This is a genomic window from Paraeggerthella sp., assembly GCF_048427265.1.
Taxonomy (GTDB): domain Bacteria; phylum Actinomycetota; class Coriobacteriia; order Coriobacteriales; family Eggerthellaceae; genus Paraeggerthella; species Paraeggerthella hominis.
The window spans coordinates 1-11,714 of the sequence record NZ_DBFOSR010000017.1 but is presented as its reverse complement, the minus strand read 5'-3'; the positions used below and the strand labels follow the sequence as shown (position 1 = coordinate 11,714).

Genomic DNA, 11,714 nt, shown 5'->3' with positions numbered 1-11,714 from the left:
TTCGACCGAAACCATTTCAAGCATGAGCATCCTCCCTACCAGGCGAGTCGAGCTTGCACGCGCAACCCCTCGCGCACAAGCTCGGCGCAACCGCTTATTCACTAACGCATATTATAGCGCTTAGAGGATATAGAAAAGCGGCGCGATTCCGGTTCGATGACCAATCTTTAAGCAATTGCAATCGACAGTCCGACCCCTACTCGACATGCGCGCACGACAAAGGCCGCCCCGAAGGACGGCCCCTTGCAACCACAACGGCGTCTTCAATCATCCGGTCAACGCCGATGGACCATCTGTTTTTATCCGTCAGCGCAAACGTCGCCGCTTCGCACGAATCCCTGCTCGTATCGGTGGCGGCATACGCTCCCGCCCCTATCGCAAACAGCAAAATGCTCACGATCATCGACAAAAAAAGAATTAATTGGAACGAATCCACCGTAGCTATGCACCCTTGAAAACGCATCTACGAACACGTTGCAAACTACCTGATGCACCAGAGTGCCCATTCGGCTCGGCCGTCTATCGCACAAGAATGCAAAACCTATCATGATCAGGGATGTTGCAAGAGAAGCCTGTCCCATGGCGATGCCGAACGTTCGGGACACGCTCTGCCGCAACACGACAAGCGCGACATTTCCGAAACCCGCTTCGATGGCAAGCGCGATGCCATACGCCGAAATGACAGATCCCGCCACCAAAAGCACAAGGCGCCTGGCCAGGTAAGGCCCGTCGCCAAAAAGCGCGAACCTCATCCCGTGTCTTGGCCGGGCGCCTCCCTTCAGCGAGATCGTACGCAGCTGCGGCACAGCACCGCCTGAACCAAACTTCAGTTCATACGGGTCTTCGCAAACGCAGCCAAAGCCCCCTCAAAACATTCGATCGGCGGATGCACGATGCCTGCACCCACTTGACCCACGCCCGGAACTCGATGGGCAATGCCCGTGTTGATAACCGGGAGCACGCCACTCTCCAGCACCTTCAACACATCAATACCCGTCGCCGTTCCCTTAAAATCAAGCGACGGTAACGAGAAGCCAGGATTTTCAGCCACGGTGATGTCCCCCATGCTCTCGGTGTAGCGTATCGCGTCGCCAACGGATCCTCCAACGAATTTAACGATGGCTGGAGACGCGCCCATGGCAAATCCGCCAATCCCCATTGTTTCGGTGATGGCGCTGTCCCCTAGATCAGGATTGGCATCCTCGGCTGAAAAACCAGGAAACAGCAAGCCCTCTACCATTTGGGCGGGCGCCGTAAACCAAGCGTTCCCCAAACCGCTTACCTTGATACCGAATTCCACACCATTGCGAGCCATGGCCGTAACCACGGTGGAATGCTCGATGCCCATCGCCGCATCGAGCGAGCACTTGCACGAAGGCATCGACAGGTTGAGAAAGTAATGCTCGTTCGCCACGATGAACCGCAGTACTCGTTGAGCCACGCCAACAGGCACGCCGCAATCCATCAACACGGGCGCCAGCTCCTTAATCAGTAGACTGGTAGCAGCCTTGTTTCGATTATGGCACTCATCGCCCATCTGCACGGCCTGCGCGATAATTGCCTTGGTGTCTATGCCGCCGAGCGCTTGGACGGCAGCGTCCATCACGGGAGCGAACTCCTTTTCTATCCAAGAAAGACGATCCAGCACCGAAGCGTCGAACGCCCCGAAACGCAGAACCTTTCCCAATCCTTCGTTGACCGTGCAATAAGCCTTCGTTCCGTATGGTTCGTTTTCTATGATATGAACAGGCATCGAAGGGGATATGATGCCTGCCATAGGCCCCACGGCATTGTGCTCATGGCATGGAGAGAACGTTATGACGCCGCTTGCCGCCAACCCGCGCGCTTCGTCCTCGGTTGCACACCGGCCTTCGTACAGGAGCGCGCCCACGATGGCGCCTTGCATAGTGCCGCACATGTCCCGCCATGCAATGGGTGGGCCGGCATGCAAGATGGTATCGTTTGTCATACCGGGAATCACATCGAGCGCGCGCGCAAGACCCACCAGTCTCGTCTGAGACGACATGATTCGGCGCACGGCTTCCTCATTCGCAGCCTGCACGGCATCGTCGTCCATCAGCTCATCGAGCACCTCGAGCAACGACGCATCCATAGCAGGAGGCTGCCATGCCAGCTGAATGACCGATTGCCCCTGCAGCTTGAGGTCTTCCGCAAAGTTGGGAGCCCCAATGTTCACAAATTTCAGAGCGGTGCCGAACAGATCATTGATTGCGTTCATGGTGTCACCTTCCGTTTACAGTACTTCGGCGGCCAGGAGCGATGCAGCCTTATTGCTGTCAGCGACCAATACGCCTTCTTGCTCGAGCAGCGCGCATTGGGCTGCCAGGTCCTGCTTGTCAGAGGCGGTTCCGCATACGTAACCGATGAAGAGCAGCTCGCGCCCTTGCGCCGCAGCAACCGCACGTGCCTCGCGAATAGCAGAAATGGTTTTGCCCACCGGATCTTCGTGCGAACCGAACCCCAGCTCGAAATCCAGAAGAATGACGCCCACGCTTGGATCGTGCGCTTGCTCGACGATCTTGTCGTTGCGCAGCGAAGGCTCGATCATGGGATGAGGCCGCCCGTTCGTGAACTCGTCATCGCCCATGTCCAGCAGCACGTTGCCCACGCACCCATCCGACCCATGCATCTCCTCGCCGGGCCGATGGGATACGTTGCTTTTCAGCGAGCCCAGGCGCGAGCGCAAGATAGACACGGACTCGGCGCACAAAGTGCCGCCGCAAAAGAAACCTCGAGCGAATTTCTGGTCGGGCAGGAAGCGCCCTTCCACGCGCGAGGCCATCGCATTCGCCCACGCATCCGGTTCACCAAAATCTTCTCTGGAAGCAACGTTTCCGTTGGCCAGCGCCACCGCCAAGACGGCTGTGTCGTACAAGTTGTCGCACAAATGGATATGCGGTGCGACGGCAAGACCCGTGTCGCCCTCGAGAAAGCATGCAACCACCGGACAATCCACCGTCTCCAGCAGATCAAGGATCTTCAACATCACAGTTTTCGCGGGAGGCTTCGATACGAGCACGATCACCTTCGTATCGCCATCTGTATCAAGCGCCTTGATGCCCTCGAGCATCATGATGCCGCCTACGGCTTCACTCAAGTCGCGCCCACCAGTGCCGACAGCTTGAGAAACGCCGCCTCCCATGCGATCGATCTGCACCATGACCTCCTGCAACCCCGTGCCCGACGCAGCAACAAGACCGATCGACCCGCGACGGACGCTGTTAGAGAAGCATAGGCCCACACCATTGAGGGCCGCCGTTCCGCAATCGGGACCCATAACAAGCAGTCCGCGAGCGGCTGCGTACTTTTTCAAGCGAAGTTCATCTTCAACAGGCACGTTGTCGCTGAACATCATGACATGGAGCCCCTGCCGCAACGCCAGCATGGCCTCTCGAGCCGCATACCGACCCGGGACCGATATGACGGCGATGTCACCCATGCCCTTTGCAGCCACTTGGCGCACCGTTCGATACTCCTCGACCTGCTCTTGCTTGGAAGCATCGTTTTTTCTGTTTAGCTTCTCGCGCACCGACGCAACGGCCTGCTCGCACTCCTCTTCAGTTTCGGCCATCACGGCAATGATGAAATCATTCGAACCGGCAGCCCGGACTTCCTCGGTGGCAAGCCCAACGTTCTCGAGTATCTCCTTGTTCAGCTCGGTAGCCATGGCTACAACAGCTTGTTCCACCCTGCCTTGTCCCTTGATCTCACTGCCAATGGACATCAGGGTCACCGAATCGAAGTACGAATTCTTCTGAACGATTGTTACGCAATGCATTATCGCGTCCTTTCCTCAGTTTTAATGGTTGGATACAAACTCCCAGAGCGCGCTTGCGGCTCCGGAGGCAAAATCGGCTCCAGATGTATGGCCGATTGCAAGAAGCTCGGAAAGAGCTGGACGCATATCCTGCGCATCCCGGAGCAAGGCGTTCACCAAGCGCAAGTGAGGCAAAGCAGAGCGAAAGGCGCATTCGCATATGAGCATCTGGCGGCTTACCGCCGTCGTAGCCTGCAGCACTCCCGGCTCCAGCAAATCCTTTACGATACGTGCGCGAACGGCCGCAGCATCGGGATGATCGATACTGCCAAGCATGCACAAGAATCCATCGATATAATCATCGCCCGAAGGAGTCAAGCCGATACCCGCTCCCACCAATCCTCGAACGGCCCCACCAACGGCGTCTCCTTGCATCGCCGTGCGCAGCAGGCGCATCGCCCGCCATTCGACACAGGCGGTCATCGGGTCCATCTGCCTGCTCTCCTTGAATCGACGGATGCGGTACCCTGCAAGACAGCCGCAATCGAAATCCCAAGAAACCAGATGCTCATCGAATGCACTTAGACCCGCAATCGCCTTTTCGCTGCTCCAAGGAAGAGCCGAACATCGCACGTCCGAAATCTCGCATGCCGAAAAACCAACCCGCAGCGAAGGAGCAAGCACAAGGTCGCCCCGCTCCCATACCGCCGTACATCCAGCAACAATCGGATGCGAGCGGAACGAGAATCCATCTTCCACTGTTGCAGTGCACGGAGCCGCATAGCTGCGATGGGAAACCAGAGAGTACACGCTGGACCCAAGCAGGAAGTTCACCGCATGGTCGAACACCTGCATCGTTTCAAGAGGCGTTCGGCTTTCCATGGCCTTTCGAAACTCCTCGTCGCACGCATGCGCTTGCAGCGTGAGCATGAACGCCCCCAACCGTACCCTTATGCGAAGAAGAACGAAACCGCGATCAGCAGGACAAGCATGCCAACCATGTACTTCATGTTGTTCTTCACGATATCCATTATGCTCTTGTCAAATCCATTCGAAAGCGCAACGACATTGATCTGAACAGGGCTGATTTGGGTTCCCAAGCCGGTAGCCAACGCAATAAGGCCCATGGCGATAGGAGAAAACCCCATAAGCGCCATGGTAGGCAGAATCAGCGTGAGCACACCGGCGCAATACGCGCCCGAAGGTATGGCGATCAAGAAACCGATGATCATAGCCACCGGAAGCATAATGAACGTCGGCACCGCGCTCGCAATAGAAGCAATATTGGAAAATGCGCCAATCTGCTCCATAAGGTTGATGAATCCCAAGAAGATGCCTACCGAGAACATGGTCGTCAGAATGAACTGAGATCCGTCGATAAGCGCATTGCAGGTTCCCTCGATGTCGAGCGGCGTGCACATGACGATGAGAATGCAGACGACGCATACGGTGACGGCGGGAACGATAACATGCGAGCCCACCAAGCCGTTGACCCAACCGCCAAGAACCACCATAAGCAGCAACACGATAACGGGAATGGATTGCACGAACAGCTTCGCATTGCTGACGGATTCCTCCACAACCCCCTCAGATGCCTTAGCCGCGCGATCGGCCACCATGGTGCCGCGACGGTACACCCCATAGAAGGCAAGGGCGGCTGCCAGCAACACCAACACGATAGTGAACGGCGTCATGATATTGGCGAACTCGACTACATCAATCCCAATATTCTCAGCCGTGACCACGCCCTGCGCGCCCGCAGGGGAGGTGATGAAGCACACGGCGCCCGCAATAGCCATGCCCGCAACCACTTCAGGGACCGCGCCGATGGCGGCAAACACCAGAGGTGCGATAACCATGGTATTCCCTGCAGACAAACCGGCCATGTACGTAGCGCAAGCCTGCACGACAACCAACACGGCGGCGAGCACGGCAAACTTACCCTTTAGCAGTTTTTCGCAGAGATTGACCAGCGATTTAAAGCAACCGCCTTTGCCGGCCATAGCCGCTGCCGCAGCGTACAGAATGGGCGCGACATTGCCGAACATGGTTCCCAAACCCTTGGTCATGGCACCGCCCAAATCGCCGAAGGAAATCCCGCCGATTATCATAGCGGCGAAGCCCCCGACAAGGCCCGCGAACAGCATGTGCTTTTTCATGACCAGAAGCACGATGATGACAGCGAGCGGAACAAGACTCAAGACAAATTGCATCTTCCCATCCTCTCTCTGGAATGGTTATGAGGTGCAGACTTCGGTTTTAGAAGGAGCCCCATGCCCATCTGATCGGGGCATGGGGCATTCGACTATCGTTCAACGATGACGGCAATCGGGCCGCCGCCGTCCGGACCCTGATGCTCGGCACCGCCCGATACGTAGATCATCGGATCCCCTACAGCAGCAGCTATCACACCGCCTACGGCACCGCGCGCATGACGCGTATGGTTTATATCGGAATCAGTATGCATAGTATTGCGACGACCGCGAACATAACCTGTCGAGTCGGCCTCTGCCTTCGCAAGCGCATTGACGATCTTTGCCTTCTGCTGCGCCGTAGGCAGCCCATCGAGCTCCATGCCGGCATTCTCGATGGCCTCCAACACAGCCTCGAGGTCAATGGCGTCCTTCATGACGCTGTGCCCAATGGTATAGGCGCTATCGTATTCGACAGAATTGCCCATCAAGATGATTTCGCAATTCAGCAGTTCAACACCAGCCGACGTCGATGCCACTTTCGAGTACAGCGACCAATCGCTGCAAATGGCATCGCCGGTGACGGACCCCTCGGCAGCCTCCCCAAGCGCAAGCGCGACGCCCAATGCAGAAGCTCCGCGGTTGTATCCCATAGATTCGTATGTGTCATGAACTACAACATCATGACCACGTTCCTGCGCATCAAGAATCCGCTCAGACGTAAGCAACGGACATTTTATCTGCACAAAATGCACGTCTTCTGCAGACGTGATGCCAGCCTGCTCCATAAGCTCCAGCGTCACGCGCTTGCATTCCTCCACCACCGCCATGGTTCCCTGCTCTTCAGGTAGAAACTCTCGAGTGAAGCCAGAGCTTGCGGCCAGCGTCTTTGCAGACGTAGGCTCGCCCTCCGCCTCGATACGGCAGAATACGGAAGCATGAGGAGCTAACACGCCTTCAGTGCCACCGGACATCACGAAAGCGACCTTCTTCGCAATATCCTCTTCAGACCAGCCGGTTTCCTTAGCAATGAGCAATTTGAACGCGATGGTCGAAAGACCTCGCGTGAAGTCGTTCACGCAACCGTTGCCTTCGGTTTTACCGAGCACGGCAATAATCGTTTTCGGATCCACGACGCCTTCGTCTATAAGGCTCTTCAAGCCACGTGTGTCATCAGGACTGGACATTTCGATCTTGTGAACATCGATCTTTTTCATACAGCATCCTCCTGGTTGAAGTGACTGGGCAGAACCATTGGCCAATGGGCTTATCCCTATGCACCCATTGTATGGACGCGATTTTTACCTGTCATTGTCGTTCGTCACCAAAGGATCGCGATGATCATTGTCAATTCGAACCAACACCTATGAAAGGACCGGCTATACGGAACTACTCCATATCCTCAAGCGCACGAAGCCACACCCAACAATCGTGAGCGACCACCACTTCCGCAAAATCGCGGCCAGGCTTCAACCCAACCCCCAACTGCTCGATCTTGCTCACGCGATACCGTACGGTGTTGTAATGAATGAACGATCGCTCTGCCACGCGTTTGTAGTTCAGGTCCCCTTCTATCAGAAGTCCGAGCGTCTCCATGAGATCGGTGCCGTTTTTATGATCGTAATCAATAAGCACCCCTATCTTGTCGCGAACAAACTGCTTCAGCGTGTCAACGTTGCTTACGTTTTCGATAATAGAGAACACCCGATGCTTGGAGTACGTGTCGACGAATGACTGCTTGTTCAGAGCCCCTCCCGTTTTAAGCACGCTCATAGCCTGCGCGTACGCCATATCGAGCGCCTGAATATGGTCGCATGAGTCTGATATTCCCACTCCTATCTTCACGCTTTTGGCACGAGCCAACGCAATAAGATCGGGCATGATGCTCCGGAACAAAGCCACTAATCGATCCTCGTCGGCAACGCCTCCCAGCACCACGATGGCGTCATTGAAATACACCAGGTACACCCGCTGGATCAAACGATCCCCCAGCTTAGCGTACCATTCATCGAAAAGACCGGTGTTGATCGCCCTGTCATAGAACTCCTTGCGGGCAATTTCATCCTCCGTGAATGCCTTCAAGCAAATGACCGGCTGCGGGAACACAAGGGACATGCCGAACGCCTTCGTCTTATTCTCGATCTCGATAGGTGACTTCACTTTGCCCTGCAACAGGTCTCGAATGAACACATCGCGAAAGTTCTTCTGATTCTTAAACACCGCATCCGTTTTAAGAAACAGCGCTGCAAGCAAAATAGCAGACTGCTCCACAGCTATATCGATGCTGATGCGGTCATTCGAATCGGCTGGATAGCCTAAAACGTAAACATACCCGAATCGATGCTTGCCGGCGACAATAGGATACAAGCTGTGGTCGATCAATAATTTGCGTCTGCGCTCCAGCATACTCCGAGGATCAACCCGATCGGCAAGCGCGCCCTCTTCGAAAAGCTGGCCGGCAGCCGACGCGGCGCACATGATCTTCATGTCCTTGTCCAGCACGCAAACATCCCTTTCCACAAGCACGCCCAAGCACTCTACGAGCGCCTGCACATCCGAATCGTTCAGTAAAAGCTCAGCCAGCACATTGTGCACATGGCTGCGGAATTGAAGCTGCGCGATGTATTCGTTCAACGATAGGGAGAGTATCTGGTTGGCCATGTTTGAAAGATTGGCGTCAGGCGGCAGTTCGAGCACGGGGACTCCCAGCTCATCAGCCTGCTGGAGCATACGTTCCGGTATTTTCCCAATATAGCGCAAGGGCTTTATACACACGCCGGCCACGCCGCACTCGTATACCCGGGCTATGAAGTCATCCATGCGCTCGGCATCGTCGGCAATGGGAAACAGCGTGGTCAGCAGAAGCGTATCCCGTTCCAAATAAGGGAACACGTCGGGAACCTCCATAAGGGATGCCCCTACAACGGTGTTCGACAAGCCGCTTTCCCCTGCGACAACCTTAGCGCCCTCGAAACTTTCAAGACCAAACATATCCCTGACTGTTTTGTGCATGAAGCCCCCTTTGCCATCGCACACGGAAGCGCACTATTTATCCTAGTGGAAAGACATGATTTTCTGCTGCCAAATTACCATCGGGGTCTTTGGCAACAACTGACAAAGACCCCGATGCATCAATTCTGTAAGATTGTCTACACAAGGACGCGCATCCTCCTCGCCAGCATTGTTCAGCCGCTCGCCATGCTCGGACGCATGGTCGAAAGGAGGGAATGCCCCATGTCCTCCAACTCTGCCAACAAGCTCGTATATGGCCCGGACGATACGCCTCGGACAAAGCGCGACGCCATACTGTATTCGGCTCAATGGATTATGATCATGTTCTATCCCGTGGTCTGGGGGTACTCCATCGTTGGGAAAGGCCTTGGGTTCGAAGGGCAGGATCTCTGCCTATACATGACGCGGGTAGTGTTCGTCATCGGTGCATCAACCTTGCTGCAAGCCCTCTTTGGGCATCGACTTGCCATGATTTCGGGTCCCAACATCATCCCCTCGCTGGCCATTGTGGCCGCCTGTTCCGTCGGAGGGGCAGATTACGCCCTGGAGTCTTTCAACGCCTTCATCATAGCGGGCATCATCGTAGCCATTTTGAGTGCGCTTGGCATCATGGATAAGATCGGCAGCGTATGGACCCCGCTTGTTTCAGGAGCCATGATACTCATGGTGGGCCTCTCCACCAGCACCACCGGCGTCAGCTTGGTGGCATCGGACGGGTTTTCGATGCCCTTCGCTCTGGGCATCGGGCTGGCGTTGTTCTGCGGATGGCTGTCCATCAAAGGACGCGGCCTGATTGCCACCGTCCCCGTGCTCATAACCATCGTTATAGGCTACCTTGCGTTTATAGCCTTGGGTAAATTTGACTGGGGTCTCGTAGCTTCCATGCCGGTTTTCACCATTCCCCAACTGTTCCCTTACGGCATATCGCTTCCGCCGATCGATCTCATCGTCACCATGACCGTAGTGACGATATTCGCATCGGCGAACGCGTACGGCAACGTTGAAGGGTATTCGGAAATCGTCGACGCAAAACAAACCGAACGAGAACACCGACGCACGTTCACGATATTCGGCTTGATCGAGCATTGCCTAACAGGCACCTTGGGAGCCCCGCCGACCGCACCATACGGAGAGAACTTAGGATTCGTGCTGCTAACCCGCGTAGCCTCCAGGTTCTTCTTGATATGTGCAAGCATCGCATGCATTGTCATGAGTTTTTTCGGCACCATCGGAGGAGTGATGGCCGCCATGCCCGAATCTGTAGCCGGAGCCGTGCTCATAGGGGTGGCTTGCACGCTCATCGGGATTGGTGCACGCACCATGGTTCAAGCGGGCGCGTTCAATACGCGCGAAATATTCATCGTCGGATTCTCGGTCTTCCTTGCGCTCGGCACATCGTTTCTGCCCGATTCCTTCTTCTCCGAAACCCCGCGCCTTGTTTCCACCCTGCTCAAGAACCCCGTAATCATGGTGATCATCCTGACGGTAATCATGGAACAACTCGTTATGAGAAAGCCGCAGTGTCGCTACGCAGCCGATACGACCAGCACGGCGTACGCCGAAAACCCACCCCGTATCACCAACTCGACCGACGAAACAAAGTAGTCGTCCGACAACATAAAAGGAGACAGATATGATCGACGCGCCAAAAATCCACGACGAAGCCAGGGGCACCATGCTGAAACGGGTGGACGAAGCTTACGAGGACTTCCTCGAAACCCGAACGTTTCACTATCCCTCGTGGCTCTACGGCAACCCGATCGGGACCCTTGTGACCTTGCCCGTGGAGGACTGCCCGAACTTCGGGGACACCGCCTATGTCGAGATGGACTCAGCGCGAACGGCGTTCATCTGCGTTGACATGCAAATCGATTTCTGCGGCAAGAACGGTTATGTCGACGTAATGGGCTACGACCTTCAGCAGACGGCATCAGCGCTAGGCCCTATCGAGCGTGCCTTGGCCGCCGTTCGCACAACCGACATGAACGTTATCCACACAAGAGAAGGCCACTTGCCCGACCTATCCGATGCGCCGTTCAATAAAATCCTACGCAGCAAAATCATCGGCAACGGCGTAGGAATCGGCGATAAACCAGAGCAGGGCATGGGACGCCTACTCGTACGCGGTCAGGAGAATTGGAATCTGCACGAACGCGTGAAGCCCATACCAGGAGAATTCATAGTGGATAAAGCAGGAAAAGGGGCGTTCGGCTCAAGCACCATCCATATGGTACTGAAAAATCTCGGTATCACGCATATCGTCATCTGCGGAATCACCACCGACGTATGCGTACATACCATCATGCGCGAAGCCAACGATTACGGATACTGGTGCATTCTCATGAAAGACGGCACAGGGGCCACCGACCCGGGCAACCATGAAGCCGCCATTAAATCCATCAAGATGCAGGGAGGCGTGTTCGGCAACGTAACCGACTCGAAACGACTCATCCAAGCAATCGAGGCAATGAAAACCGCCTAAAAAGACAGTCGTACCACAAGAACGAAGCCGCCAGCCCCCCAAGGAGGCTGGCGGCTTCTTCCGCCGAAAGGCATGAATTTCGCACGCCTCTCGATTTTGCAGATAACTCTAGCGCTTGATGTTGTAGAACGCAGCCATACCGGCATACGTCGACTGAGCGTCAAGCTCTTCCTCGATGCGAAGCAGCTGGTTGTACTTCGCCACGCGGTCGCTGCGGCACGGCGCGCCCGTCTTGATCTGGCCGGTGTTG

General features: G+C 55.6%; 8 protein-coding genes and 1 pseudogene. 2 read left to right on the top strand and 7 right to left on the bottom strand.

Translation table 11 applies throughout. The features are described from left to right. Positions 1–826: 826 nt before the first annotated feature. The 6 genes from ACMNI9_RS01590 to ACMNI9_RS01565 all read right to left on the bottom strand — a co-directional run bounded on the left by ACMNI9_RS01590 (position 827) and on the right by ACMNI9_RS01565 (position 8,982). Positions 827–2,239, bottom strand: coding sequence for a DUF1116 domain-containing protein (locus tag ACMNI9_RS01590; protein WP_216529379.1), 1,413 nt, complete (start codon positions 2,237–2,239; stop codon positions 827–829). Between the two features lie 15 nt (positions 2,240–2,254). After that, complete coding sequence (gene fdrA, locus ACMNI9_RS01585) at positions 2,255–3,799, bottom strand: acyl-CoA synthetase FdrA (protein WP_216529378.1); 1,545 nt, start codon at positions 3,797–3,799, stop codon at positions 2,255–2,257. A 21-nt stretch (positions 3,800–3,820) separates the two neighbouring features. After that, positions 3,821–4,708, bottom strand: coding sequence for a DUF2877 domain-containing protein (locus tag ACMNI9_RS01580; RefSeq protein WP_216529377.1), 888 nt, complete (start codon positions 4,706–4,708; stop codon positions 3,821–3,823). Between the two features lie 20 nt (positions 4,709–4,728). Continuing rightward, positions 4,729–5,991 (bottom strand): hypothetical protein, encoded by a 1,263-nt coding sequence (locus tag ACMNI9_RS01575; RefSeq protein ID WP_216529376.1) that lies wholly within the window; start codon positions 5,989–5,991, stop codon positions 4,729–4,731. Between the two features lie 92 nt (positions 5,992–6,083). Then, positions 6,084–7,187 (bottom strand): ring-opening amidohydrolase, encoded by a 1,104-nt coding sequence (locus tag ACMNI9_RS01570; protein ID WP_216529375.1) that lies wholly within the window; start codon positions 7,185–7,187, stop codon positions 6,084–6,086. 172 nt (positions 7,188–7,359) lie between these two features. Then, positions 7,360–8,982, bottom strand: a complete 1,623-nt coding sequence (locus ACMNI9_RS01565) for a PucR family transcriptional regulator (protein WP_418830555.1) — start codon at positions 8,980–8,982, stop codon at positions 7,360–7,362. A gap of 222 nt (positions 8,983–9,204) precedes the next feature. On the opposite strand from ACMNI9_RS01565, the gene ACMNI9_RS01560 reads away from it, so the two are divergent. Together ACMNI9_RS01560 and ACMNI9_RS01555 are read left to right on the top strand one after the other, a co-directional pair. Next, positions 9,205–10,587 carry a uracil-xanthine permease family protein gene (locus ACMNI9_RS01560; protein WP_216529373.1) on the top strand — a complete coding sequence of 461 codons (1,383 nt, stop codon included), beginning with the start codon at positions 9,205–9,207 and terminating at the stop codon, positions 10,585–10,587. 28 nt (positions 10,588–10,615) lie between these two features. Beyond that, complete coding sequence (locus tag ACMNI9_RS01555; RefSeq protein ID WP_216529372.1) at positions 10,616–11,464, top strand: cysteine hydrolase family protein; 849 nt, start codon at positions 10,616–10,618, stop codon at positions 11,462–11,464. Positions 11,465–11,572: 108 nt separating this feature from the next. Here ACMNI9_RS01555 and eno read toward each other — a convergent pair. Further along, positions 11,573–11,714, bottom strand: a pseudogene (eno, locus tag ACMNI9_RS01550) (phosphopyruvate hydratase); the annotation flags it as partial.

Excerpts from the sequence above, each read along its gene's own strand:
- ACMNI9_RS01590 (WP_216529379.1), bottom strand. The coding sequence starts at position 2,239 with ATGAACGCAATCAATGATCTGTTCGGCACCGCTCTGAAATTTGTGAAC.
- fdrA (WP_216529378.1), bottom strand. The coding sequence starts at position 3,799 with ATGCATTGCGTAACAATCGTTCAGAAGAATTCGTACTTCGATTCGGTG.
- ACMNI9_RS01580 (WP_216529377.1), bottom strand. The coding sequence starts at position 4,708 with ATGCTCACGCTGCAAGCGCATGCGTGCGACGAGGAGTTTCGAAAGGCC.
- ACMNI9_RS01575 (WP_216529376.1), bottom strand. The coding sequence starts at position 5,991 with ATGCAATTTGTCTTGAGTCTTGTTCCGCTCGCTGTCATCATCGTGCTT.
- ACMNI9_RS01570 (WP_216529375.1), bottom strand. The coding sequence starts at position 7,187 with ATGAAAAAGATCGATGTTCACAAGATCGAAATGTCCAGTCCTGATGAC.
- ACMNI9_RS01565 (WP_418830555.1), bottom strand. The coding sequence starts at position 8,982 with ATGCACAAAACAGTCAGGGATATGTTTGGTCTTGAAAGTTTCGAGGGC.
- ACMNI9_RS01560 (WP_216529373.1), top strand. The coding sequence starts at position 9,205 with ATGTCCTCCAACTCTGCCAACAAGCTCGTATATGGCCCGGACGATACG.
- ACMNI9_RS01555 (WP_216529372.1), top strand. The coding sequence starts at position 10,616 with ATGATCGACGCGCCAAAAATCCACGACGAAGCCAGGGGCACCATGCTG.